This window comes from Enterobacter dykesii, assembly GCF_008364625.2.
GTDB lineage: Bacteria > Pseudomonadota > Gammaproteobacteria > Enterobacterales > Enterobacteriaceae > Enterobacter > Enterobacter dykesii.
In genome coordinates this window covers 1,587,703-1,611,092 of sequence record NZ_CP126604.1, presented here as the reverse complement: position 1 = coordinate 1,611,092, position 23,390 = coordinate 1,587,703, and the positions used below count along the sequence as shown (strand labels likewise).

General features: G+C 60.5%; 25 protein-coding genes and 1 riboswitch. Of the genes, 14 read left to right on the top strand and 11 right to left on the bottom strand.

Translation table 11 applies throughout. The features are described from left to right. Window positions 1-231 precede the first annotated feature (231 nt). Both putA and F0320_RS07560 read left to right on the top strand, forming a co-directional pair. Window positions 232-4,194, top strand: a complete 3,963-nt coding sequence (putA, locus tag F0320_RS07565; protein ID WP_126328205.1) for a trifunctional transcriptional regulator/proline dehydrogenase/L-glutamate gamma-semialdehyde dehydrogenase — start codon at window positions 232-234, stop codon at window positions 4,192-4,194. Window positions 4,195-4,245: 51 nt separating this feature from the next. Further along, window positions 4,246-4,641 carry a lysozyme inhibitor LprI family protein gene (locus tag F0320_RS07560; protein ID WP_045401798.1) on the top strand — a complete coding sequence of 132 codons (396 nt, stop codon included), beginning with the start codon at window positions 4,246-4,248 and terminating at the stop codon, window positions 4,639-4,641. Here the strand turns inward: F0320_RS07560 and rutR are convergent. Further along, window positions 4,638-5,276 carry an HTH-type transcriptional regulator RutR gene (gene rutR / locus F0320_RS07555; protein WP_023311087.1) on the bottom strand — a complete coding sequence of 213 codons (639 nt, stop codon included), beginning with the start codon at window positions 5,274-5,276 and terminating at the stop codon, window positions 4,638-4,640. The genes F0320_RS07560 and rutR overlap by 4 nt on opposite strands. 245 nt (window positions 5,277-5,521) lie before the next feature. Between rutR and rutA the strand changes: the two genes are divergently transcribed. From rutA to rutG, 7 genes are read left to right on the top strand one after another with little or no spacing between them, the layout of a single operon-like run. After that, entirely contained in the window at window positions 5,522-6,613 is a 1,092-nt protein-coding gene (gene rutA / locus F0320_RS07550) for a pyrimidine utilization protein A (RefSeq protein ID WP_126328204.1), read from the top strand. Then, complete coding sequence (gene rutB / locus F0320_RS07545; protein ID WP_149323879.1) at window positions 6,613-7,302, top strand: pyrimidine utilization protein B; 690 nt, start codon at window positions 6,613-6,615, stop codon at window positions 7,300-7,302. Before rutA ends, rutB begins: the two co-directional genes overlap by 1 nt. Window positions 7,303-7,313: 11 nt before the next feature. Next, window positions 7,314-7,700 (top strand): pyrimidine utilization protein C, encoded by a 387-nt coding sequence (gene rutC, locus F0320_RS07540; RefSeq protein WP_010429508.1) that lies wholly within the window; start codon window positions 7,314-7,316, stop codon window positions 7,698-7,700. Window positions 7,701-7,707: 7 nt separating this feature from the next. Beyond that, window positions 7,708-8,508 carry a pyrimidine utilization protein D gene (rutD, locus tag F0320_RS07535; RefSeq protein ID WP_126328202.1) on the top strand — a complete coding sequence of 267 codons (801 nt, stop codon included), beginning with the start codon at window positions 7,708-7,710 and terminating at the stop codon, window positions 8,506-8,508. A 9-nt stretch (window positions 8,509-8,517) separates the two neighbouring features. After that, window positions 8,518-9,108 (top strand): malonic semialdehyde reductase, encoded by a 591-nt coding sequence (locus tag F0320_RS07530; RefSeq protein ID WP_126328201.1) that lies wholly within the window; start codon window positions 8,518-8,520, stop codon window positions 9,106-9,108. 9 nt (window positions 9,109-9,117) lie between these two features. Next, window positions 9,118-9,612 (top strand): NADH-dependent FMN reductase RutF, encoded by a 495-nt coding sequence (gene rutF / locus F0320_RS07525; RefSeq protein ID WP_126328200.1) that lies wholly within the window; start codon window positions 9,118-9,120, stop codon window positions 9,610-9,612. 21 nt (window positions 9,613-9,633) lie between these two features. Continuing rightward, on the top strand, window positions 9,634-10,956 hold the full coding sequence (gene rutG, locus F0320_RS07520) for a pyrimidine utilization transport protein G (protein ID WP_126328199.1): 1,323 nt from the start codon (window positions 9,634-9,636) through the stop codon (window positions 10,954-10,956). Here the strand turns inward: rutG and F0320_RS07515 are convergent. Further along, window positions 10,944-11,867: a DMT family transporter gene (locus tag F0320_RS07515; RefSeq protein WP_126328198.1), complete on the bottom strand. Its 924-nt coding sequence runs from the start codon at window positions 11,865-11,867 to the stop codon at window positions 10,944-10,946. The genes rutG and F0320_RS07515 overlap by 13 nt on opposite strands. Window positions 11,868-11,984: 117 nt before the next feature. Continuing rightward, window positions 11,985-12,155, bottom strand: a complete 171-nt coding sequence (locus F0320_RS07510; RefSeq protein ID WP_023311077.1) for a general stress protein — start codon at window positions 12,153-12,155, stop codon at window positions 11,985-11,987. Between the two features lie 391 nt (window positions 12,156-12,546). On the opposite strand from F0320_RS07510, the gene wrbA reads away from it, so the two are divergent. Both wrbA and F0320_RS07500 read left to right on the top strand, forming a co-directional pair. Then, window positions 12,547-13,143, top strand: a complete 597-nt coding sequence (wrbA, locus tag F0320_RS07505; RefSeq protein WP_023311076.1) for an NAD(P)H:quinone oxidoreductase — start codon at window positions 12,547-12,549, stop codon at window positions 13,141-13,143. Between the two features lie 20 nt (window positions 13,144-13,163). Continuing rightward, window positions 13,164-13,391, top strand: coding sequence for a YccJ family protein (locus F0320_RS07500; RefSeq protein WP_008499832.1), 228 nt, complete (start codon window positions 13,164-13,166; stop codon window positions 13,389-13,391). Window positions 13,392-13,424: 33 nt separating this feature from the next. Here F0320_RS07500 and agp read toward each other — a convergent pair whose 3' ends face one another. Continuing rightward, a complete protein-coding gene (gene agp, locus F0320_RS07495; protein WP_126328197.1) occupies window positions 13,425-14,666 on the bottom strand; it encodes a bifunctional glucose-1-phosphatase/inositol phosphatase in 1,242 nt (413 codons plus the stop codon). Window positions 14,667-14,818: 152 nt separating this feature from the next. Between agp and F0320_RS07490 the strand changes: the two genes are divergently transcribed. Both F0320_RS07490 and F0320_RS07485 read left to right on the top strand, forming a co-directional pair. Continuing rightward, window positions 14,819-15,262, top strand: a complete 444-nt coding sequence (locus F0320_RS07490) for a winged helix-turn-helix transcriptional regulator (protein WP_126328196.1) — start codon at window positions 14,819-14,821, stop codon at window positions 15,260-15,262. A 125-nt stretch (window positions 15,263-15,387) separates the two neighbouring features. Continuing rightward, the gene (locus tag F0320_RS07485) at window positions 15,388-16,179 is read left to right on the top strand and encodes an SDR family NAD(P)-dependent oxidoreductase (RefSeq protein WP_126328195.1); all 792 of its coding nucleotides are present in this window, start codon (window positions 15,388-15,390) and stop codon (window positions 16,177-16,179) included. On the opposite strand, the gene F0320_RS07480 is transcribed toward F0320_RS07485, so the two are convergent. Next, a complete protein-coding gene (locus F0320_RS07480; protein WP_047650819.1) occupies window positions 16,172-16,687 on the bottom strand; it encodes a DedA family protein in 516 nt (171 codons plus the stop codon). The genes F0320_RS07485 and F0320_RS07480 overlap by 8 nt on opposite strands. Window positions 16,688-16,845: 158 nt before the next feature. Next, window positions 16,846-17,015, top strand: a riboswitch (M-box (ykoK) riboswitch). Window positions 17,016-17,075: 60 nt separating this feature from the next. Between F0320_RS07480 and F0320_RS07475 the strand changes: the two genes are divergently transcribed. Then, window positions 17,076-18,077, top strand: coding sequence for a magnesium transporter (locus tag F0320_RS07475; RefSeq protein WP_047650818.1), 1,002 nt, complete (start codon window positions 17,076-17,078; stop codon window positions 18,075-18,077). On the opposite strand, the gene hpxK is transcribed toward F0320_RS07475, so the two are convergent. The 6 genes from hpxK to F0320_RS07445 are packed head-to-tail and all read right to left on the bottom strand — an operon-like array spanning window position 18,043 to window position 23,383. After that, a complete protein-coding gene (gene hpxK / locus F0320_RS07470) occupies window positions 18,043-19,305 on the bottom strand; it encodes an allantoate amidohydrolase (RefSeq protein ID WP_126328194.1) in 1,263 nt (420 codons plus the stop codon). The two genes, F0320_RS07475 and hpxK, sit on opposite strands and share 35 nt — an antisense overlap. Further along, window positions 19,302-20,543, bottom strand: coding sequence for a pyridoxal-phosphate-dependent aminotransferase family protein (locus F0320_RS07465; protein ID WP_126328193.1), 1,242 nt, complete (start codon window positions 20,541-20,543; stop codon window positions 19,302-19,304). Before F0320_RS07465 ends, hpxK begins: the two co-directional genes overlap by 4 nt. 13 nt (window positions 20,544-20,556) lie before the next feature. Next, a complete protein-coding gene (locus F0320_RS07460) occupies window positions 20,557-21,294 on the bottom strand; it encodes an amino acid ABC transporter ATP-binding protein (RefSeq protein ID WP_126328192.1) in 738 nt (245 codons plus the stop codon). Next, entirely contained in the window at window positions 21,275-21,931 is a 657-nt protein-coding gene (locus F0320_RS07455) for an amino acid ABC transporter permease (protein ID WP_049008460.1), read from the bottom strand. The genes F0320_RS07460 and F0320_RS07455 overlap by 20 nt, the downstream gene beginning before the upstream one ends. Beyond that, window positions 21,931-22,596 (bottom strand): amino acid ABC transporter permease, encoded by a 666-nt coding sequence (locus F0320_RS07450; RefSeq protein ID WP_047650816.1) that lies wholly within the window; start codon window positions 22,594-22,596, stop codon window positions 21,931-21,933. Before F0320_RS07450 ends, F0320_RS07455 begins: the two co-directional genes overlap by 1 nt. A gap of 4 nt (window positions 22,597-22,600) precedes the next feature. Further along, on the bottom strand, window positions 22,601-23,383 hold the full coding sequence (locus F0320_RS07445) for a transporter substrate-binding domain-containing protein (RefSeq protein ID WP_047650815.1): 783 nt from the start codon (window positions 23,381-23,383) through the stop codon (window positions 22,601-22,603). Window positions 23,384-23,390: the final 7 nt, after the last annotated feature.

Below are 23,390 nucleotides of genomic sequence, written 5' to 3'. Positions count from 1 at the left end.
CACTCGCTCACGCTTTTACGGGTTGCACCTTTGAAAAGTGTTAACTACCGCATAAAACCAGGCTTCCCGCGCAAAAGCCAGCGCGTTTTTCCAGCTAACCATTCGTTAACAATCCATTCATTTTCCGGGTTGCAAACCAGGTCACATTTAACACGGTTGCACAAAGTTGCAACATGGGGGATATTTCACGCTATCAACAGAACGCTATTACAGAACAACAGGAGCTTTGGCATGGGTATGACCACCATGGGGGTTAAGCTGGATGACGCAACCCGCGAACGGATTAAGACCGCAGCAACCCGCATTGACCGCACGCCGCACTGGTTAATCAAGCAGGCGATTTTTAACTATCTCGAAAGACTCGAGAGCGATGAGGGCCTGCCGGAGCTGCCTGCCCTGCTGGCCGGCGCGGCGAACGAAAGTGAAGAAGCCCCGGCCACTGGCGACGAGAACCATCAGCCGTTCCTTGAATTCGCCGAGCAGATCCTGCCGCAGTCCGTCAGCCGTGCCGCCATTACCGGCGCCTGGCGCCGTGCCGAAACCGACGCCGTGCCGATGCTGCTGGAGCAGGCCCGCCTGCCGGAAGCCATTGCCGCGCAGGCGCACAGTCTGGCGTATCAGTTAGCCGACAAGCTGCGCAACCAGAAAACCGCCACCGGCCGCGCCGGGATGGTTCAGGGCCTGCTGCAGGAGTTTTCCCTCTCTTCACAGGAAGGCGTGGCGCTGATGTGCCTCGCGGAAGCGCTGCTGCGTATTCCGGATAAAGCCACCCGCGACGCGCTGATCCGCGACAAGATCAGCAACGGCAACTGGCATTCCCACATTGGCCGCAGCCCGTCGCTGTTCGTCAACGCGGCAACCTGGGGCCTGCTGTTTACAGGCAAGCTGGTCTCGACCCATAACGAAGCCAACCTCTCCCGCTCCCTGAACCGCATCATCGGCAAGAGCGGCGAGCCGCTGATCCGCAAAGGCGTGGACATGGCGATGCGCCTGATGGGCGAACAGTTTGTGACCGGAGAAACCATTGCCGAAGCGCTGGCGAACGCCCGCAAGCTGGAGGATAAAGGTTTCCGCTATTCGTACGACATGCTGGGCGAAGCGGCCCTGACCGCCGCCGACGCGCAGGCCTACATGGTCTCTTACCAGCAGGCGATCCACGCCATCGGTAAAGCGTCCAACGGTCGCGGTATTTATGAAGGCCCGGGCATCTCTATCAAGCTCTCCGCCCTGCACCCGCGCTACAGCCGCGCGCAGTACGACCGCGTGATGGAAGAACTTTATCCGCGCCTGAAGTCGCTAACCCTGCTGGCGCGCCAGTATGACATCGGCATCAACATCGACGCCGAAGAGGCCGACCGTCTGGAGATCTCCCTCGATCTGCTGGAAAAACTGTGCTTCGAGCCGGAGCTGGCTGGCTGGAACGGCATTGGCTTCGTGATCCAGGCCTACCAGAAGCGCTGCCCGTTCGTCATTGATTACCTGATTGACCTGGCAAGCCGCAGCCGCCGTCGCCTGATGATCCGTCTGGTGAAAGGTGCCTACTGGGACAGCGAAATCAAACGCGCCCAGATGGAAGGGCTGGAAGGCTATCCGGTCTATACCCGCAAGGTTTACACCGACGTCTCTTACCTCGCCTGTGCGAAAAAGCTGCTCGGCGTGCCGAATCTGATCTATCCGCAGTTCGCTACCCACAACGCCCACACCCTGGCGGCAATCTACAGCCTGGCCGGGCAAAACTACTATCCGGGCCAGTACGAGTTCCAGTGCCTGCACGGCATGGGCGAACCGCTGTACGAGCAGGTGACCGGTAAAGTAGCGGACGGCAAGCTGAACCGCCCGTGCCGAATCTATGCTCCGGTGGGAACGCACGAAACCCTGCTGGCGTACCTGGTGCGTCGTCTGCTGGAAAACGGTGCGAACACCTCCTTCGTTAACCGCATCGCCGATACCACGCTGCCGCTGGACGAGCTGGTGGCCGATCCGGTGCAGGCCGTTGAGAAGATGGCGGCGCAGGAAGGCCAGATTGGCCTGCCTCATCCGAAGATTGCCCTGCCGCGCGAGCTGTACGGCAAAGGCCGCGTCAACTCGGCGGGTCTGGATCTCGCCAACGAACACCGTCTGGCCTCTCTCTCCTCTGCCCTGCTCAACAGCGCGCTGCAGAAGTGGCAGGCGAAACCGATGCTGGAGCAGCCGGTTGCTGACGGCGAAATGCAGCCGGTGATCAACCCGGCCGAGCCGAAGGATATCGTCGGCTACGCGCGTGAAGCGACCGAAGCGGAAGTGGATCAGGCGATGGAGAGCGCGGTGAACAACGCCCCTATATGGTTCGCCACGCCGCCGCAGGAGCGTGCCGCCATTCTGGAACGCGCCGCGGTGCTGATGGAAGATCAGATGCAGTCGCTCATCGGCATTCTGGTGCGCGAGGCGGGTAAAACCTTCAGCAACGCCATCGCCGAAGTGCGCGAGGCCGTCGACTTCCTGCACTACTATGCCGGTCAGGTGCGCGATGATTTCGATAACGAAACCCACCGTCCGCTCGGCCCGGTCGTCTGTATCAGCCCGTGGAACTTCCCGCTGGCGATCTTCACCGGCCAGATTGCCGCCGCGCTGGCCTCTGGCAACAGCGTGCTGGCAAAACCGGCAGAGCAGACCCCGCTGATTGCCGCGCAGGGCATCAACATTCTTCTGGAAGCCGGCGTGCCGGCGGGCGTGGTTCAGCTGCTGCCGGGCCGCGGTGAAACCGTGGGCGCCAAACTGACCTCCGATAACCGCGTGCGCGGCGTGATGTTCACCGGTTCGACCGAAGTGGCGTCTCTGCTGCAGCGCAATATTGCCACCCGTCTGGATGCGCAGGGCCGTCCTACGCCGCTCATCGCGGAAACCGGCGGGATGAACGCCATGATCGTCGACTCCTCCGCGCTCACCGAGCAGGTGGTAGTCGACGTGCTGGCCTCTGCGTTCGACAGCGCCGGTCAGCGCTGCTCCGCCCTGCGCGTGCTGTGCCTGCAGGACGACGTGGCGGACCACACGCTGAAGATGCTGCGCGGCGCGATGGCCGAATGCCGCATGGGCAACCCGGGCCGTCTCACCACCGACATCGGGCCGGTGATTGACGCGGAAGCCAAAGCCAACATCGAAAACCACATTCAGACCATGCGCGCGAAAGGCCGTCCGGTGTTCCAGGCGGTGCGCGAGAACAGCGAAGATGCCCGCGAATGGCGGACCGGCACCTTTGTGCCGCCAACGCTGATTGAGCTGGCAAGCTTCGACGAGCTGAAAAAAGAGGTCTTCGGCCCGGTGCTGCACGTGGTGCGCTACAACCGTAACAACCTCAACGAGCTGGTTGAGCAGATCAACGCCTCCGGCTATGGCCTGACGCTCGGCGTGCATACCCGCATCGACGAGACTATCGCGCAGGTCACCGGCAGCGCCAAAGTGGGCAACCTGTACGTTAACCGCAACATGGTTGGCGCGGTCGTGGGCGTGCAGCCGTTCGGCGGTGAAGGCCTTTCCGGCACCGGTCCGAAAGCGGGCGGTCCGCTCTACCTGTACCGTCTGCTGGCGAACCGTCCTGAGAACGCGCTGGGCGTCACCCTGGCACGCCAGGATGCGGACTATCCGGTGGATGCGCAGCTGAAAACCGTACTGACCCAGCCGCTGGAGGCGCTCATTACATGGGCAGAAAAACGTCCTGAACTGCGTGCCGTCGCGAAGCAGTACGGCGAGCTGGCGCAGGCCGGTACCCAGCGTCTGCTGCCGGGGCCAACCGGCGAGCGCAACACCTGGACGCTGATGCCGCGCGAGCGCGTGCTGTGCGTGGCCGATAACGAGCAGGACGCGCTGGTGCAGCTGGCTGCCGCGATGGCAACCGGTTGTGAAGTGCTGTGGCCGGAAGATGCCCTGCATCGCGATCTCGCCAAACAGCTGCCTAAAGCAGTCTCAGCCCGCATTCGCTTCGCGAAAGCCGATAACCTGCTGACCCAGCCGTTTGATGCAGTGATCTACCACGGTGATTCCGATCAGCTGCGCGAACTGAGCGAGCAGGTTGCGGCCCGCAGCGGGGCGATTGTTTCGGTGCAGGGCTTTGCCCGCGGGGAAACTAACCTGCTGCTTGAGCGTCTGTACGTGGAGCGCTCGCTCAGCGTCAACACCGCGGCGGCAGGCGGTAACGCCAGCCTGATGACAATAGGCTAACGCTGTGCTAATAAGGCTCCGGAGACGGAGCCTTATTTTATTGGGGAGTATATGAAACGATATCTTATCGCCAGTGCGGCACTGCTGCTGAGCGCCAGCGCGCTGGCCGACGAGTGCGACAACGCGACCACCCAGCTTGAACTGAATACCTGTAGCGCGCAGCAGTACCAGGCTGCCGATAAAAAGCTTAATCAGACGTATCAGGCCGCCGTTAAGCGCGCAGCGGCACCCCAGCGCGACCTGCTGAAAAAAGCGCAGCAGGCGTGGATTACTCTGCGCGATGCGGACTGCGCGTTTATCGGTTCGGGGACAGAAGGCGGGAGCGTCCAGCCAATGATTGTTAACCAGTGCCTGGCGGAAAAAACCGTGGAGCGCGAAGCGTTTCTGGCCTCGCTGATGCAGTGTGAAGAGGGCGACTTAAGCTGCCCTCTCCCGCCGGGAAACTAGCGCAGGCGGATCCCTTCGATAATCATCCGCTGCACGTTTTCCAGAGTGCTGTGGAAAAACGCCTCGTCCTGGAGCGTTTTACCGGTCACCGCCTCAACCTGGGCCGCAAAGTCAGCGTAATGCTGGGTGGAGGCCCAAATCATAAAGATCAGATGATGCGGGTCGACCGGGGCCAGCTTTCCGCTGGCGACCCATCCGGCAATAATTGCCGACTTATCGTCCACCAGCTGTTTAAGATCGCCGGTTAATTCCGCCTGCAGCAGCGGCGCGCCCTGCAGCATCTCAAGACAAAACAGCCTTGATGCCTGCGGGTAATCGCGCGACACCTCCAGCTTCAGGCGAATGTACTCTTTGATCGCCACCAGCGGGGCCAGCTCTGCGCGGAACGCTTTGAGGGGCGCCAGCCAGATATCGAGGATCTGCTGCATCACCGCCACATAGAGCGCCTCTTTCGACGGGTAGTAGTAAAGCAGATTGGTTTTGGATACTCCGGACTGCTCCGCCACCTGCTCCAGGCGCGTGCCGTGAATACCAAACTGCGAAAAGGTCTCCAGCGCCGCGCTGAGGATCGCCTGCTTCTTGGCGCTCACCGCCTGCGAACGTTTACCTGGTGTTTTCACTGCGCCTTGTGTCATTCCCGCTCTCCTTATTCTGCGTTGCCCTCAGCATAGCAAAACCCCCGACTCGCCACGACATTCTGCACTCCCATCGCGCATGAATGCCTGTTTTCTGTGCAATGTTTTTGACCAGTTAGTCCACATTTAGCCGCGTCAATCCACCAACTTCTGATTAACACATTAATAACACAGCTATTTTCAAAACTGGCACTGCCTTTGCAAAAACACCGTTACACCTGCGACGTTATGAAGAGAGGTTCGTGATGAAAATTGGCGTATTTGTACCCATCGGCAACAACGGCTGGCTTATCTCGACCACTGCACCGCAATACATGCCGACCTTTGAGCTCAATAAAGCCATCGTGCAGAAAGCGGAGCACTACCATTTCGACTTTGCGCTTTCGATGATCAAGCTGCGCGGCTTTGGCGGCAAAACCGAATTCTGGGACCACAACCTGGAGTCCTTTACCCTGATGGCCGGGCTGGCCGCGGTCACCTCGCGGATCCAGATCTACGCCACCGCCGCCACGCTCACCCTGCCCCCGGCGATCGTGGCGCGCATGGCCTCCACCATCGACTCCATCTCCGGCGGGCGCTTTGGCGTCAACCTGGTCACCGGCTGGCAAAAACCCGAGTACGAGCAGATGGGGCTCTGGCCGGGTGACGATTACTTCTCGCGTCGCTACGACTACCTGACCGAATACGTACAGGTTCTGCGCGACCTGTGGGGGACCGGCAAAAGCGATTTCAAGGGTGATTTCTTCACCATGAACGACTGCCGCGTCAGCCCGCAGCCCTCGGAGCCAATGAAGGTGATTTGCGCCGGGCAGAGCGACGCGGGAATGGAGTTCTCGGCGAAATACGCCGACTTCAACTTCTGCTTCGGTAAAGGCGTTAACACGCCTGCCGCCTTCGCCCCGACCGCCGCGCGCATGAAAGAGGCCGCCGACAAAACCGGGCGCGACGTGGGCTCCTACGTGCTGTTTATGGTCATTGCCGACGAAACCGACGACGCCGCGCGCGCCAAATGGGAGCGCTATAAGGACGGCGCCGACGAGGAGGCCCTGAGCTGGCTCACCGAACAGAGCCAGAAGGATACCCGCTCCGGGGCGGATACCAACGTTCGTCAGATGGCAGACCCGACCTCCGCCGTCAATATCAACATGGGCACGCTGGTCGGCTCGTACGCCAGCGTCGCCAGAATGCTGGACGAAGTGGCGGCCGTGCCCGGTGCGGAAGGCGTCCTGCTGACCTTCGACGATTTCCTCACCGGCGTGGAGACCTTCGGCGAGCGCATCCAGCCGCTGATGCAGTGCCGCGCCCACATCCCTGCCGTCACGAAGGAGGTGGCGTAATGACGACCCTTAACGCACGCCCGGAAGCCATCACCTTTGCGCCGGAGCAGAGCGCGCTGATCGTGGTGGACATGCAAAACGCCTACGCCAGCCAGGGCGGTTATCTGGATCTGGCGGGGTTCGACGTCTCCGCCACCCGGCCGGTGATCGAGAACATTAAAACCGCCGTCGCCGCCGCGCGCGCCGCGGGCATGCTCATCATCTGGTTCCAGAACGGCTGGGATGACCAGTATGTTGAGGCAGGCGGCCCCGGCTCGCCCAACTTCCACAAGTCGAACGCCCTGAAAACCATGCGTAAACGGCCCGAACTGCAGGGTAAGCTGCTGGCGAAAGGCGGCTGGGACTATCAGCTGGTGGATGAGCTGGTCCCGCAGGCGGGCGATATTGTCCTGCCCAAACCGCGCTACAGCGGCTTTTTCAACACGCCGCTCGACAGCCTGCTGCGCAGCCGGGGCATTCGCCATCTGGTGTTCACCGGCATCGCCACCAACGTCTGCGTGGAGTCGACCCTGCGCGACGGCTTTTTCCTCGAGTATTTTGGCGTGGTGCTGGAAGATGCGACCCATCAGGCCGGGCCGGAATTCGCCCAGAAGGCGGCCCTGTTCAATATTGAAACCTTTTTTGGCTGGGTCAGTAACGTCAATGATTTCTGCGACGCCCTGAATCCCCCGCTTGCCCGTATCGCCTGAGGAGACACCTGATGCCGAAATCCGTAATCATCCCGCCCGGTACCAGCACGCCGATTGCCCCGTTCGTTCCCGGCACCCTCGCCGACGGCGTGGTGTATGTCTCCGGCACGCTGCCGTTTGATAAAGACAACAACGTGGTGTTTATCAACGACCCAAAGGCGCAAACCCGTCACGTGCTGGAGACGATCAAAACCGTGATCGAAACGGCGGGTGGCACGATGGAGGATGTGACCTTCAACAGCATCTTTATCACCGACTGGAAAAACTACGCCGCGATTAACGAGATCTACGCCGAGTTCTTCCCCGGCGATAAGCCGGCGCGGTTCTGCATTCAGTGCGGGCTGGTGAAGCCAGAGGCGCTGGTTGAGATCGCCACCGTTGCGCACATCGCGAAGTGAGGCAGGTATGAAACTTTCCGTCTCGCCGCCCCCGTATGAAGGCGCGCCCGTGGTGGTCTTTATTTCCGGTCTCGGCGGCAGCGGCAGCTACTGGCTGCCCCAGTTGGCCGCGCTGGAGCCGGAGTATCAGGTGGTGTGCTATGACCAGCGGGGAACGGGCAATAACCCCGCTACCCTGCCGGAAGGGTATAGCCTTGCAGAGATGGCGAACGAACTGGCTCAGGCGCTGGCTGAAGCCGGGATTGTCCGCTACAGCGTCGTGGGTCACGCGCTGGGGGCGCTGGTCGGCCTGCAGCTGGCCCTCGACAGGCCCGACGCCCTCACCGCGCTGGTGTGCGTCAACGGCTGGTTGACCCTCAACGCCCACACCCGCCGCTGCTTTCAGATCCGCGAGCGCCTGCTGCATTACGGTGGCGCACAGGCGTGGGTCGAGGCGCAGCCGCTGTTTCTCTACCCTGCGGACTGGATGGCCGCCCGCGCGCCCCGTCTGGAGGCCGAAGAAGCGCTGGCGCTGGCCCATTTCCAGGGAAAAGCCAACCTGCTACACAGGCTCAGCGCCCTGAAAAAGGCCGACTTCAGCCGCCATGCGGCGCGCATTCGCTGCCCGGTCCAGATCATCTGTTCCGCCGACGACATGCTGGTGCCCGCTGTTTGTTCGTCTGAACTGCAGGCGGCAATTCCGCACAGCCACAGCGTGGTGATGCGCCAGGGCGGGCACGCCTGCAACGTCACCGAGCCGGATACCTTTAACACCCTGCTGCTGAACGGGCTTGCCAGCCTGCTGCACAGCCCGGAACCCGCTTTATAAGGAGCTTTAATGAGCGAAGCCATTACCCCCGCCGCGCTGGAAACGCTGTTCACCGGCGCCCGCACCCATAACGGCTGGCAGGATATATCCGTCAGCGACGAAACGCTGCGCGAAATCTACGACCTGATGAAATGGGGGCCAACGTCCGCCAACTGCTCCCCGGCGCGGATTGTGTTTGTGCGAAGCGCGGAGGGAAAAGAGAAGCTGCGCCCGGCGCTGTCCAGCGGCAACCTTGAGAAAACGCTCGCCGCCCCGGTCACGGCGATTGTGGCCTGGGACGGAGAATTCTACGAGCGTCTGCCCGAGCTCTTCCCGCACGGCGATGCGAAGAGCTGGTTTACCTCCAGCCCCGCGCTGGCGGAAGAGACCGCCTTTCGCAACAGCTCGCTGCAGGCTGCATACCTGATCTTCGCCTGTCGCGCGCTGGGGCTGGACACCGGCCCGATGTCGGGCTTTGACCGCCAAAAGGTCGACGAGGCCTTTTTCACCGGCACGACGCTTAAAAGCAATCTGCTGATCAACATTGGCTACGGCGACACGAACAAACTGTACGGGCGTCTGCCGCGCCTGACCTTCGACGATGCCTGCGGGCTGGCGTAAGGAGCCATCATGACGACACCGGATAAACAAACCTTTCGCGACGCCATGGCCTGCGTTGGCGCGGCGGTCAATATCATCACCACCGACGGCCCGGCGGGGCTGGCAGGCTTCACAGCCAGCGCGGTGTGCAGCGTCACGGATTCACCGCCTACCCTGCTGGTGTGCCTGAACCGCGGCGCGTCCGTCTGGCAAACCTTTAGCGAAAACCGCACCCTTTGCGTGAATACCCTGAGCGCCGGACAGGAGCCTTTATCTAACCTGTTTGGCGGGAAAACGCCGATGGAGGAACGCTTTGCCGCCGCACGCTGGCAGACGGGCGACACGGGCTGCCCGCGCCTGGAAGATGCGCTGGCCTCGTTTGACTGCCGCATCAGCCAGGTGGTGAGCGTCGGCACCCACGACATTCTGTTTTGCGACATTATTTCGATCATTCGCCACCCCGCGCCGCAAGGTCTGGTGTGGTTTGACCGCGGCTACCACGCGCTTATGCGACCCGCCTGTTAACCCGCCCTAAGGAGACAGACCATGTTCGGATTTCCCCACTGGCAGTTGAAATCGACCTCCACAGAAACAGGCGTGGTCGCGCCGGATGAACGTCTCCCGCTCGGGCAGACGATGGTGATGGGCGTTCAGCACGCGGTCGCGATGTTTGGCGCCACGGTGCTGATGCCGATGCTGATGGGACTCGATCCCAACCTGTCTATTCTGATGTCGGGTATCGGCACGCTGCTGTTCTTTTTCGTCACCGGCGGGCGCGTGCCCAGCTATCTCGGCTCCAGCGCCGCCTTTGTCGGGGTGGTCATCGCCACCACCGGGTTTAACGGCCAGGGGATCAACCCCAACCTGAGCGTGGCCCTTGGCGGCATCATCGCCTGCGGTCTGGTGTACACCCTGATTGGTCTGGTGGTGATGAAAATCGGCACGCGCTGGATCGAGCGAATGATGCCTCCCGTCGTGACGGGGGCCGTGGTGATGGCGATTGGCCTCAACCTCGCGCCAATTGCGGTCAGGAGCGTCTCCGCCTCGCCGTTTGAAAGCTGGATGGCGGTGATCACGGTGCTGTGCATCGGCCTGGTGGCGGTGTTCACGCGCGGCATGATCCAGCGTCTTCTGATCCTGGTTGGGCTGATTGTCGCCTGTCTGGTCTACGCCCTGCTGGCCAACGTTTTCGGTCTGGGCAAGCCGGTTGACTTTACGCTGCTCCATCAGGCCGCCTGGTTCGGCCTGCCGAAGGTGACCTCACCCACCTTTAACACCCAGGCGATGATGCTTATCGCACCGGTGGCGGTGATTCTGGTGGCAGAGAACCTGGGCCACCTGAAGGCCGTGGCGGGAATGACCGGGCGCAGTATGGACCCGTACATGGGCCGGGCGTTCGTCGGCGACGGTCTGGCGACCATGCTCTCCGGTTCCGTGGGCGGCAGCGGCGTCACCACCTATGCCGAGAACATCGGCGTGATGGCGGTGACCAAGGTCTACTCGACGCTGGTCTTCGTGGCGGCGGCAGTAATGGCGATGCTGCTCGGCTTCTCACCGAAGTTCGGCGCGCTGATCCACACCATTCCGTCCCCGGTCATCGGCGGGGCATCGATTGTGGTGTTTGGGCTGATCGCCGTAGCCGGCGCGCGCATCTGGGTACAGCATCGCGTCGATCTCAGCCAGAATGGCAACCTGATTATGGTTGCCGTTACGCTGGTGCTGGGCGCAGGCGATTTTGCCCTGACGCTGGGCGGGTTTACGATTGGCGGGATTGGCACGGCGACCTTCGGCGCGATCCTGCTTAACGCCCTGCTGAGCCGCCGGATGGACGCCGCGCCGCAGGGCGCCGTGGTGCATCAGGATTCGTGATTTAACGTCGCGCTGTCATTTTCTGGCAGCGCGTTTTTCTTCCGTTTGAGCTTTAACTCGCTCACCAGTACCCCGGCGACAATAAATGCCGCGCCCACCAGCGCCAGAAGCGGCAAACGCTCACCTGCAATGCGTCCGAAAATCCCCGCCCAAACCGGTTCGCCGGTATAAATCACCGTCGCGCGGGTTGGCGATACGCTGCGCTGCGCCCAGTTCATGGTGACCTGAATAATGGCGCTGAAAATCCCCAGCCCCAGTGCGACCACCACCAGGCCGGTGGACATCGGCGGCACGGATTCCCCTGCCGGCACCATCGTCGCAAACGCCACCAGCGACGCCGTGGCAAGCTGCACCACCGTCACCCGTTTGACGTCGACCTTGCCCGCCCAGGCGCTAATCAGAATAATTTCCGCCGCAATGGCAATCGCCCCAATCAGGGTGATGATTTCGCCCGGCCCCAGCGCCAGCAGGTTGTTTTCCGGCCCGGCCAGTAAGATCAGGCCGATAAACGCCAGCCCGATGCCAATACAGGACATCAGCCCCGGCAGCCGACCCAGGCACAACCACTGCAGTAGCGGCACCAGGGGCACATACATGGCGGTGATAAACGCGGATTTGCTGCTGGAGATGGTCTGCAATCCCCACGTCTGCAGGCTGTAGCCCATCGCTATCGCCACCCCAATCGCCACGCCGGCCTTAAGCTCTTTCAGCGTCAGCCCCCTCAGCGTTTTAAGCGAAATCAGCCCCACGGCAAGCGCCGCCGTCGCAAAGCGCAGGCCAACAAAAAAGAACGGATCGCTGAGGGTCACCGCGTACTGAACGGCCAGAAACGTCCCACCCCAGAACATGGTGATGAGAATGAGGATGGCTTCCTGCGGTTTAACGGAAAATTTGAAGCGTGAGACAGACATGCGGCACCAGAAAGAGAAAACAATTCTGTAGTGTGCGTTGCCTTTGGTTACAGTTCAATGTTGCAGAAATAAAAAAACCGCCGGGAGATCCCGGCGGCAGGGGTTCAACCCGGCGTGTTACTTACTGCTGCCGTGGCTGTTTTTACCCCCTTTCTTGCCAGCTTCAGATGCGCGTTGCGGGTCATTCTTGAAGTTGCCCCCGCTATGCTGGCCACCTTTACGGCCTGCTTCTGATGCTCTTTCACGGTCTTCTGCGAAATTACCTGAACCACCACGATGGTTTGCCATCTCTAACCTCCAGAATGTGAAACATTAGACATCATATTGCATTCAGTAAAAGAGGAATCTTTCACCTCGCAACACAAGGACAGTGCCTTTATCTGTGCCGCGTGAAACTAAGCTTAGTGGAATGCCGCTATCCGGCAAGCCGCAGGTAATATTCTGCAACAAGAACTCAGCCTTTCGGGTGAGATGACGCGACGGCAATTCATAAGCCTTTCTTATCATTTCAAAAAACTACCGCCAAAAAGTTGTTTCATTTTGCTACAAAGCCTTTTTGTAACCATATTGTTATAAATCAAAGAAATGCCGTTCATTTTTGCAGTCTGGCCGTGATGGCATATCTTTAAATGAGCGCAGCGATCCGCTGTCAGAAAATACAAACGAGGAGTGATGCAAAATGGCAAAAGTTCTGGTGCTCTATTATTCCATGTATGGACACATTGAAACCATGGCTCACGCGGTCGCAGAAGGTGCGAACAGAGTTGATGGCGTTGAGGTTGTGGTGAAACGCGTACCGGAAACCATGCAGGCGGAAGCCTTCCTGAAAGCCGGGGGGAAAACGCAAAACGCCCCGGTCGCTACCCCGCAGGAGCTGGCGGATTATGACGCCATTATCTTCGGCACCCCGACCCGCTTCGGCAATATGTCAGGCCAGATGCGCACCTTCCTCGATCAAACCGGCGGACTTTGGGCATCCGGGGCGCTCTACGGCAAACTCGCCAGCGTATTCAGCTCTACCGGCACCGGCGGCGGTCAGGAGCAGACGATTACCTCAACCTGGACTACCCTTGCTCATCACGGGATGGTGATTGTGCCGATTGGCTACGGCGCCCAGGAGCTGTTTGACATTTCCCAGGTGCGCGGCGGTACGCCGTACGGCGCTACCACCATTGCCGGTGGGGATGGCTCACGTCAGCCAAGCAATGAAGAACTGTCTATCGCCCGCTATCAGGGTGAATACGTCGCGGGTCTGGCCAAAAAACTGAACGGCTAACACCCAACAGGAGGACAAGCATGCCAACTCAAGAATCCAAAGCTCACCACGTGGGCGAATGGGCAAGTTTACGCAACACCTCTCCGGAGATTGCCGAAGCTATCTTTGAAGTCGCGAAGTACGATGAAAAGCTGGCCGAGCAGATTTGGGAGGAAGGTAACGATGAGGTGCTGGTGCGCGCCTTCGAAAAAACGGATAAAGACTCGCTCTTCTGGGGCGAGCAAACCATCGAACGTAAAAACGTCTAAGCGTTTCCCCCCGCCGCAGCGGGGGGTTCTCCTTTACTTCGCCGCGTTATTCATCACCGCATTGAATTTATCGACAGGACAGAAGCCGTTCGCATCCACCGGGCAGCCCTTCAGCTCCAGCGTCACGCGCTGCGCGGGAGACTGCAGCGACAGCACGCTGGCGTTACGCAGCTGCTCTGAGCTCTGGTAGACATACTCAATTTTCATCAGCTCCTGGTTGGCATTTTTGTCATGCCAGCGCTGGAAGACAATCTTGCCGCCAATCGGGGTGCGTTCCTGCTGGTCGTGCAGCTGATACGGTTTGAAATCCAGGGCCGTCAGCAGAGAAGCAATGTTCGAGTCGTGCCCCACCAGCAGGGTGATTTTCGGCGCTTTTGCCTGTTCGGTGACCAGCGTTTTATCAATGTACTTCACCAGCGGCTTCGCCACGTTTTGCGCCACTTCGGTGGAGGTAAACAGCGAGTCCTGATAGCCGTTCTTGAGCTTCGACAGCACGCGCCACTGCTGGTCGGTTTTGATTTCTCCCCAGGCCACCTGGTCGGCCGGGAAGCCTTCGTAATACTGCAGCGTGAACGCGTCCACCAGCGAGTTACCCACCTTCAGCGGCCCGGATACGCCAGGCTCTTTTTCATAGTCGGCGCTGAAGGTATCTTTCGCGTCCGCCAGCGAGCAGACCTTTTTCTCCTTGCAGGACGGGGAATCCGCGTAGTTCGTCATCTGCTCGAGCAGCTTATAGCTTTCGCCAAGCTGCATTTTCTGCCGCTCGGTCTCCATCGCCTTCAGCGCTTTTTCACTGAATTCCGGCGAGTTATCGGTAATCACCGGATTGAAGGTCGGATCCATAGTGCCCATTTTGTCCTGATGGTGCACGGGAACATCGCAACCCGGGAACGCGCCGGTGATAAAGAACTGCGCGGTGGCGACGGTACGCTGCAGGCTGTTGGCGTAAGCATAAACGCTATCCGCCGCCGGACATTCTCCCGTCTTCACCATCCCCTGCTGCGCCAGCCACTCGCGCATATAATGGCCCATATAGACTTCCAGCACGCCACCCTTGGTGGTGAGCTGACCGCCCGGCACCTCCCACTCCGGCCACTGCTTCGGCGTGGACTGCTCCAGCACGCTGCCGTTATTGGCGAGCGGCGCGCGCAGGTTATGGCGACTCATGATTAAAACTTGCTCCAGCTGATAGCCTTCCGGCGTCTCTTGCGCCTGCACGCCAAACGTTGCTGAAATGGAACCGGCGACTGCCAGCGCGAGTAGTGCTTTTCTCATCCCTAATTCCTCACTCGTTTTAAAATGTCGCATTCAGTGTGACATATTCGTGACAATTTTCCGGGAAGCATTTCTCAAACTGATGATTAACGTGCTTACGGTGTGGGCAAATAAGTTTTATAATAAAACTACACCCTACCGGAGAATTGACCGTGAAACGTACCCGCCTCGAAGAGAGCACCTGCCCCGTCGCCCGTTCGCTGGATATCATCGGCGACTGGTGGTCGCTGCTGATCGTGCGCGACGCGCTGCGCGGGATAAAACGCTTCGGCGAGTTCCAGAAAAGCCTCGGCATCGCGAAAAACATGCTGACCACGCGGCTGAAACTGCTGGTCGACGAAGGCATCCTCCGGCTTCAGCCCGCGTCCGACGGCAGCGCCTGGCAGGAGTATGTCCTGACCGATAAAGGGCGCGCCCTGCAAACAGTGCTGGTTGCCCTCTCCCAGTGGGGCAATGAATTTTTGTTTGCTGAAAACGAATGCGGCACCGTGCTGGTCGATGCCGAACAGCGCAAACCCCTGCGCAAACTGGCGCTTATCGCCGACGATGGGCGCGAACTGACGCCTGAAGAGATCGTGGCTAAACTCCCCTCCTGATCGTTTCCGACGGCAAAAGCACAAAATGCTCAGCAAAATGGTTGCATTATAAAACCAAATAGCAGAGAGTTAATTCAGTTTCATCTTGAAACCAAACAACCCACTTTGCCTTGAGGTAACACACGATGACTACGCAAATCACCACCGCCCTGATTACGGGTGCCTCTTCGGGGATTGGTGCCGTTTATGCCGACCGTCTTGCCGCGCGCGGCGCTAACCTGGTGCTGGTCGCCCGTCGCGAGGATCGCCTGAAAACCCTTGCCGCCGACCTTCGCGCGCGCTACGGCGTGGCCGTCGATATTCTGGTGGCCGATCTTACCGATGAAGCCGGGATCCGCGCCGTGGAAGAGGAGCTGCGCAGCAATACCGCCATTGATACGCTCGTTAACAACGCGGGCACCGCGCAGATGGCGCCGTTCCTCGCGGGCGATGTGGCGCAGCATCAGGCCATTAACACCCTGAACACCACGGCGCTGATGCGTCTGACCTACGCCATCCTGCCGCGCCTGGCGCAGAACAATCGCGGCACGCTGATCAATATCGCGTCCGTGCTGGCCCTGCACGTCCGGGCGGGCAGCGCGCTCTACAGCGCCACCAAGGCGTGGGTGTTGAGCTTTACCCGCGGGTTACAGGAAGAATTTGCCGACAGCAGCGTGCGCATTCAGGCCGTGCTGCCCGCCGCCACGGCGACAGAAATCTGGAGCCATTCGGGCGTCACGGTGAACGATCTGCCGGAAGGCTCGGTGATGACCACCGACGATATGGTGGATGCATCGCTGGCGGGTCTGGATCAGGGTGAACCGATCACCATCCCGCCGATGCATGACGTCGGCCTGTGGGATCGCTACGAAGCGGCGCGTCTTGAGCTGTTCAACAGCGCGCGCACCGGCATACCGGCACCGCGCTACGCTAAATGATAAGATTAAATGCGCTGATGCCGGTGACTACACCGACATACAGCGCCGCCCAGACGCAGGCGGAAAGCAGGCTGACGGCGTAGACCTTGACTGCATTCAGCCTGAGCATCCCCGCCGCCAGCGGCACGATGTAGCGTAGCACCGCCAGGAAACGCGCGGTAAACAGCACCAGCACCCCGTTTTTCTGGAGCTGATGCTGCACCCGCAACATTTTACCGGCGTGTTTAGCCGTGAAGCGGGTCATCCATCGCGCGTGCCCCATCAGCTGGCCGATATGGTAGTTCAGCACCGAACCCGCAGCAGCGCCCAACACCACGGCCAGCCAGGCCAGCGCAGGATGCATGCTCGTCTGGCTGACGGTAATGCCCGCCAGCAGCATCACCGAGGCGGGCGGCAGCACGGAGGAGATAAGCACCGTCGATTTACTCAGCGCCATCACAAATAACAGCGCGAAAAGATGTGCCGGATACAGCGCAAAATGATTCAGCAGATTATCAAACCACGCCATTATCCTCTCCTCCGTTAATTATTAATCCTCCATTAGAAATGAATTAACTTAAATAAACCCTCAACATTTTATTAATAAAAATCTTCTAAACCGTTCTTAAACATTATTTAATTTCCTGCGCGGTAAATTTAAATAAGCGTATTATTCCTCTGATTTTACAACGATCTCGTTATGGCGAGGCTCCTGTACAAATACACGTTATCGCTCTGGTGGGTTCGAGAGAACCGACACAGGGTAAAACAGGCACTGTCGAATCAAGGCTTTGTCAGTATAACTTCCCTCGCGGGATACGGTGTACAGTGCTGAACCCAGGACGTGGGGATCTCCTCTTCGACATGCCCTGTCTTGCTCGCCCCTGAGAGATGTTATTATTCAAAGGGAATTCACTATGTCTTACGCTATTCACAACCAAAACCCGGCATTCAATGACAGCGCCATCGCGCAATATATGAATACCGACTTTATTGTCCTCGATATTGCATTATGCGTGGCGCTGGCGCGCGAGCAGTTCTTCGAAAAATTAAAAGACGACGATATTCCGTCGCATATTTTTATTGAAGACAATGGCCGCCTGGCGGGCATGATTGCCGTGCGCAAATTGCTGCAGACCGCCGACACGGTCCAGCCGGTGAAATCGCTGATGATTTCGCAGTTTTTGCAGGTCAAACCGGAGGATGAACGTGCCGACGTTGCCGGACTGCTGGCGCACGGCGGCGCGGATGTGGTGCCCGTGGTCACCCACGGCAAGCTCGTCGGCTGCCTGACCGAGCGCGAAATCGCCCATCTGCTGGAAGATGACGTCACCGAAGACGCCCAGCTTCAGGGGGCGACGCTGCCGCTGGAGAAGCCCTATCTTGACACCAGCCCGTATAGCCTGTGGAAGAAACGCTCCGTCTGGCTGCTGCTGCTTTTTGTCGCGGAAGCCTACACCAGCTCGGTGATCCAGCATTTCGAGGAGGCGCTGGAGTCCGCCATCGCGCTGGCGTTCTTTATTCCGCTGCTGATTGGCACGGGCGGCAACAGCGGGACGCAGATCACCTCCACGCTGGTGCGCGCCATGGCGCTGGGGGAAGTCCGTCTGCGCGACGTTGGCCGCGTGCTGCGTAAAGAGATGACCACCTCGCTGATGATTGCCGCCACGCTGGGTCTTGCTGGGTGCATTCGCGCCTGGATGATGGGGATTGGGCTGGAAATCACGCTTATCGTCAGCCTGACGCTGGTGTGCATTACGCTCTGGAGCGCGATCGTGTCGTCGGTCATTCCGATGGTGCTCAAGCGCTGCGGGATTGACCCGGCGGTCGTCTCCGCGCCGTTTATCGCGACGCTTATCGACGGCACCGGGCTGATTATTTACTTCAAGATCGCGCAATATACGCTGGGGCTGGAGTAACGCTCTCCGCCAGCTGAATCACCGCACGCGAAAACGCCTCAATCGCCAGGGCGACATCCTCAGCCATCACCGATTCCGCCGGATGGTGGCTGACGCCTCCTTTGCAGCGCACAAACAGCATGCCGACCGGCCAGCGTTCCGCGATGGCAATCGCGTCGTGGCCCGCACCGCTGGGCAGCGAAAGCGAACGCCCCTGTACCGATGTGACCGCCTCCCCCAGCACGTTTTGCAGGTGGAAATCGCACGGCGTGGCGGCAATGCGGTAAAACTCCTCGGCGCTGAAGTCCAGACCGCGGCGCGAGGCGATCGCCTGCGCATGTTCCAGCAGGTCGTTAAGCAACCGATCCAGCGGCGCATCCTGCGGCCCGCGAATATCCAGCGAGAGCTGAACCTCGCCGGGGATCACGTTCACCGCCCCCGGCAGGCAGCGCAGCTCGCCAACCGTCGCCACCAGGTTACCGCCCTGCTGTCGGGTTGCATTTTCAATGATAACCATCCACTCGGCGGCGGCGGCCAGCGCGTCCCTGCGGTGGTGCATCGGCACGGTTCCCGCGTGCCCGGCCTCGCCGGTAAAGCGGCAGTTCAGCCGGCGCGCGCCGTTAATGGCCTCCACCACGCCAAGGGCGAGCGCCTCCTGCTCAAGGCATGGCCCCTGCTCAATATGCAGTTCCAGATAGGCGCTGAAATCCTCCTGACGGCGCGCGGCATGGAGCACGCGGGCAGGATCGAGCCCCACCAGGGTCATCGCCTGCGCCACGCTGGTTCCGCTGGCGTCAGCTTTCTCCAGCCAGCCCTGCGGCCAGGTGCCGGTGATACCCCGGCTGCCTAACAGCGTAATGCCGAAGCGGGTCCCCTCTTCGTCACAAAAGCCGACAATCTCGATGGCCTGCGCCAGATGCACACCCTGCTGGTGCAGGCTGTCCACCACCTCAATGGCGGTGAGCACCCCAAGCATGCCGTCGTAGCGCCCGGCATTGCGCACGGTATCGAGATGCGAGCCGAGCAGCACCGCCTGCGCCCCTTCCTGCGCGCCCTCATAGCGTCCACAGATGTTGCCCACGCTGTCCTGCCAGACGGTCATTCCCGCCTGGCTCATCCACTGCCCCACCAGCTGGTTGGCCTGCAGATGCTGGGTTGAGAGATAAACCCTCGTCAGCGCATCCGGGCTTTCGCTGATGGCGGCCAGCGCGTCGGCGCGGGCCATCACCCGTTCTGCCGCCGGGCTCATTGCGGCGTCTCGCGGCGATAGTGGTCCCACGCGGCCTGCATGGCGGCCCCCTGCGTGGTGGTGAATTGCAGGTAGTTCAGCACCGACTCCAGCGCGCTCAGGGTGGTCATCACGCAGTCCTTGCGCGCGTTGTAGCCCATCGTGCCGATACGCCACACTTTGCCGTGCAGCGGGCCAAACGAGGTGCCGATTTCAATCCCGAAATCCTCCAGCATCAGCTTACGCACCTGGTCGCCGTTGACGCCCTGCGGGATCGCCACGCCCAGCACGTTGTTCATCTTGTGCTTCAGGTCGCCAAAGGTCTCCAGCCCCATCGCCTGAATGCCCTTCAGCAGCGCCTCGCCGTGCAGCTTATGACGCGCGATGCCGTTATCCAGCCCTTCCTGCAGGATCAGCCGCGCGCACTCGCGGGCGCCAAACAGCGCGGTCGTGGCTTCGGTATGGTGGTTCAGGCGTTCCGGCCCCCAGTAGTCCATCACCATGCCGAGATCGAAGTAGTTGGAGTAGATCATCTCCTCGTCGCCGTCGCGGTGGGCGTCGGTGCGAATGCCCTCCTCCACGCACTTGCGGCGGCGGATCGCCTCCTCCATGCGCGCGCTCAGGGTGATCGGCGAGGTGCCCGACGGGCCGCCGAGGCACTTCTGCATCCCGGCCGAGACGGCATCCAGCCCCCAGGCGTCGGTCTCCAGCGCGTTGCCGCCGAGCGACGCGGTGGCGTCGGTGTAAAACAGCACGTCGTAGCGACGGCAGATAGCACCCAGCTCCGCGAGCGGCTGCAGCATGGTGGTGGAGGTGTCGCCCTGTACGGTCAGCAGCAGGCGCGGACGAATACGTTTAATCGCATCCTCGACCTGGTCCGGGGTAAACACCTCGCCCCAAGGTACCTCGATGGTATGCACCTCGGCGCGGCAGCGGCGGGCAATTTCGCACAGCAGATGACCAAAGCGGCCAAACACCGGTACCAGCACCTTATCTCCCGGGCGGATGGCGGAGACCAGTATCGCTTCAATCCCCGCGCGGGAGGTGCCGTCCACCAGCATCGTCCAGCGGTTTTCGGTGCGGAACACCCCGCGATAGAGCGCCATCACCTCGTTCATGTAGTGGGTCATCGCCGGGTCGTACTGGCCGATCAGCTGGCTCGACATGGCGCGCAGCACGCGCGGGTCGGCGTTGATCGGGCCCGGCCCCATCAGCAGGCGCTGGGGCGGGTTGATTTGCGGAAAGTCTGCGATATCCATTGTTAAGTCCTTATCAGTTGAGGCCGCGCACGGAGGAGATGAACTGCTTCAGTTCCGTGGTCTGCGGGTTGGCGAACAGCGTTTTGCTGTCGCCCTGCTCCCAGACTTTCCCCTGGTGCATAAACACCACGCGGTCGCCCACTTCGCGGGCAAAATTCATTTCATGCGTCACGAGAATCAGGGTCATCCCCTCGGCCGCCAGCTGCTCCAGCACCTTGAGCACTTCGCCCACCAGCTCCGGGTCCAGCGCGGAAGTGATCTCGTCACAGAGTAAAACCTTAGGCGACATCGCCAGCGCGCGGGCGATCGCCACGCGCTGCTGCTGGCCGCCGGAGAGGCTCGACGGGTAGTAATCCAGACGATCGCCGAGCCCCACTTTCTCCAGCATACGCTCCGCCAGCTCGCGGCATTCGGCGGCGCTTTTCTTCAGCACCCGACGCGGGGCGAGCATCACGTTCTCCAGCGCCGTCATGTGCGGGAACAGGTTGAAGCTCTGGAACACCATCCCGACCGAGCGGCTGATTTCACGCGCCTGGGAATCCCGGTCGGTAATGGTCATGCCACCCAGCTTGATGCTGCCGTCCTGATAGCCTTCCAGGCCGTTAATGCAGCGCAGCAGCGTGCTTTTGCCCGATCCGCTGCGCCCGATAATGGAGATTACCTGGCCCATGTCGATATCCAGATCGACGCCCTTGAGCACGTGGTTATCGCCGTAGTACTTCTGCACCTGATTAATGGTGATGAGAGGCATTGAATTTCGTCTCCAGATAGCGGCTGTAGCGCGACAGCGGATAACACAGAATAAAGTAGCCGAGCGCCACCAGCGCAAAGACCTTAAACGGCTGATACGTCACGTTGGTCAACATGGTCCCGGCCTTGGTCAGCTCGATAAAGCCGATAATCGACGCCAGCGCGGTGCCTTTGATAACCTGCACCGCAAAGCCGACCGTCGGGGCGATGCCGATGCGCAGCGCCTGCGGGGCGACCACGCGAAAAAGGGTCTGGCCGAAGGTCAGCCCCAGACAGCGCGACGCTTCCCACTGCCCCTTCGGCAGGGCGCGAATGCTGCCAAACCAGATATCGAGCAGAAACGCGCTGGTGTAAAACGTCAGGGCCAGCGAGGCGGCGGTCCACGGCGAAACGTCGATGCCGAACAGCGCCACGCCGAAAAAGGCCAGGAACAGCTGCATCAGCAGCGGCGTACCCTGAAACAGCTCAATGTAGCCGCGGATGATGCGCTTCACCGTGCGCCCGCCCGTCAGGCGCAGCAGCAGGAGCGGCAGCGTCACCACCGCTCCGCCGACAAACGCCACCAGCGACAGCAGCACCGTCCAGCGTCCGGCCAGCAGCAGGTTGCGAATAATGTCCCAGTCGGTAAAGGTGGTCATCATGCCTGCACCCCCAGCCATTTGCGTCCCGCCGCCATCATCAGCTGGCGCAGGGTTATCGACAGCGCTAAGTAAATGCCGGTTGTCACCAGATACACCTCAAAGCTCAAAAACGTTCTGGACTGGATCAGGTTGGCGGCGAAGGTCAGCTCTTCATACGAGACCTGCGACACCACCGACGAGCCGAGCATCACGATGATGCACTGGCTCACCAGCGCCGGGTAAATGCGCTGCAGCGCGGGCGGCAGCACCACGCGAATAAAGGTCTGCAGGCGGGTCAGCCCCAGCACGCGTCCGGCCTCCCACTGCCCTTTCGGCGTGACCTGAATGCCCGCGCGGATAATCTCGGTGCTGTATGCGCCCAGGTTTACCACCATGGCCAGCAGCGCCGCTTCCCCCGCCGTCATCTTCAGCCCAAGATTCGGCAGGCCGAAGACGATGAAAAACAGCTGCACCACAAACGGCGTGTTGCGGATAATTTCCACGTAGCCGCCCCAGATCCGACTGAACCAGGTGGTGCGTCCGCTGCGGATCGCCGCCCCGAAGATCCCTATCGCCAGCCCGCCGACGGTGGCCATCACCGTCAGCTGAACGGTGATCCACAGCCCCGCCAGCAGCTCCGGCCAGTACGGCCAGAGCGCGGAGAAATCAAGTTGCTCAGTCATCGGCTCAGGCGCCAAGGTTGGCCGGCAGCGGGGCCTTCAGCCACTGTTCAGACAGGCCGTTCAGCGTGCCGTCCTTGATGCCCTGCTCAATCAGCGCGTCCACTTTTGCCTTCAGGGCCGGTTCGTTTTTCTTCAGGCCAATAAAGCACGGCGAATCTTTCAGCATAAAGCTCGGCACCGGGGCTTTATCCGCGTTCTGGCGCGAAATGGCCGCCACCACGAGGTTGCCGGTTGCCACGTACTGCACCTGTCCGGAGAGATAGGCGGAGAGCGTGGTGTTGTTATCTTCGTAGCGCTTCACGTCCGCGTCTTTCGGCGCCAGGCTGGTCAGCACCATGTCCTCCACCGCCCCTCGCGTCACGCCGATGGTTTTTCCGCTCAGCGCGGCGGCGTCCTTCAGCTCAGCGCCTTTCGGGCCAAACACGCCGAGGAAGAACGGCGCGTAGGCTCGGCTGAAGTCGATCACCTTCTCGCGCTCAGGGTTTTTACCGAGGCTGGAAATGACCAGATCCACCTTATCGGTTTGCAGGTACGGCACGCGGTTGGCGCTGGTCACCGGCACCAGCTGCAGCTTGAGCTTCATCTGTTTGGCCAGATAGCGCGCCATGTCGATGTCATAGCCCTGCGGCTGCAGGTCGGTCCCCACCGAGCCAAACGGCGGGAAGTCCTGCGGAACGGCAATGCGAATGGTGCCGCGCTTCTCGATATCCTGAAGCTGGTCAGCCTTTGCCGGCAGCTGTGTGAAGAGACATGCGGCCCCGGCCAGTGCAATCAACAATTTTTTCATGGTGCTT

Coding starts and splice junctions, on each gene's coding strand:
- rutG (WP_126328199.1), top strand. CDS start 9,634: ATGTTCGGATTTCCCCACTGGCAGTTGAAATCGACCTCCACAGAAACA.
- F0320_RS07485 (WP_126328195.1), top strand. CDS start 15,388: ATGACTACGCAAATCACCACCGCCCTGATTACGGGTGCCTCTTCGGGG.
- F0320_RS07515 (WP_126328198.1), bottom strand. CDS start 11,867: ATGTCTGTCTCACGCTTCAAATTTTCCGTTAAACCGCAGGAAGCCATC.
- F0320_RS07530 (WP_126328201.1), top strand. CDS start 8,518: ATGAGCGAAGCCATTACCCCCGCCGCGCTGGAAACGCTGTTCACCGGC.
- rutD (WP_126328202.1), top strand. CDS start 7,708: ATGAAACTTTCCGTCTCGCCGCCCCCGTATGAAGGCGCGCCCGTGGTG.
- F0320_RS07465 (WP_126328193.1), bottom strand. CDS start 20,543: ATGGATATCGCAGACTTTCCGCAAATCAACCCGCCCCAGCGCCTGCTG.
- F0320_RS07560 (WP_045401798.1), top strand. CDS start 4,246: ATGAAACGATATCTTATCGCCAGTGCGGCACTGCTGCTGAGCGCCAGC.
- F0320_RS07450 (WP_047650816.1), bottom strand. CDS start 22,596: ATGACTGAGCAACTTGATTTCTCCGCGCTCTGGCCGTACTGGCCGGAG.
- F0320_RS07510 (WP_023311077.1), bottom strand. CDS start 12,155: ATGGCAAACCATCGTGGTGGTTCAGGTAATTTCGCAGAAGACCGTGAA.
- F0320_RS07445 (WP_047650815.1), bottom strand. CDS start 23,383: ATGAAAAAATTGTTGATTGCACTGGCCGGGGCCGCATGTCTCTTCACA.
- wrbA (WP_023311076.1), top strand. CDS start 12,547: ATGGCAAAAGTTCTGGTGCTCTATTATTCCATGTATGGACACATTGAA.
- F0320_RS07480 (WP_047650819.1), bottom strand. CDS start 16,687: ATGGCGTGGTTTGATAATCTGCTGAATCATTTTGCGCTGTATCCGGCA.
- F0320_RS07460 (WP_126328192.1), bottom strand. CDS start 21,294: ATGCCTCTCATCACCATTAATCAGGTGCAGAAGTACTACGGCGATAAC.
- rutB (WP_149323879.1), top strand. CDS start 6,613: ATGACGACCCTTAACGCACGCCCGGAAGCCATCACCTTTGCGCCGGAG.
- agp (WP_126328197.1), bottom strand. CDS start 14,666: ATGAGAAAAGCACTACTCGCGCTGGCAGTCGCCGGTTCCATTTCAGCA.
- hpxK (WP_126328194.1), bottom strand. CDS start 19,305: ATGAGCCCGGCGGCAGAACGGGTGATGGCCCGCGCCGACGCGCTGGCC.
- F0320_RS07475 (WP_047650818.1), top strand. CDS start 17,076: ATGTCTTACGCTATTCACAACCAAAACCCGGCATTCAATGACAGCGCC.
- rutC (WP_010429508.1), top strand. CDS start 7,314: ATGCCGAAATCCGTAATCATCCCGCCCGGTACCAGCACGCCGATTGCC.
- rutF (WP_126328200.1), top strand. CDS start 9,118: ATGACGACACCGGATAAACAAACCTTTCGCGACGCCATGGCCTGCGTT.
- putA (WP_126328205.1), top strand. CDS start 232: ATGGGTATGACCACCATGGGGGTTAAGCTGGATGACGCAACCCGCGAA.
- rutR (WP_023311087.1), bottom strand. CDS start 5,276: ATGACACAAGGCGCAGTGAAAACACCAGGTAAACGTTCGCAGGCGGTG.
- F0320_RS07500 (WP_008499832.1), top strand. CDS start 13,164: ATGCCAACTCAAGAATCCAAAGCTCACCACGTGGGCGAATGGGCAAGT.
- F0320_RS07455 (WP_049008460.1), bottom strand. CDS start 21,931: ATGACCACCTTTACCGACTGGGACATTATTCGCAACCTGCTGCTGGCC.
- rutA (WP_126328204.1), top strand. CDS start 5,522: ATGAAAATTGGCGTATTTGTACCCATCGGCAACAACGGCTGGCTTATC.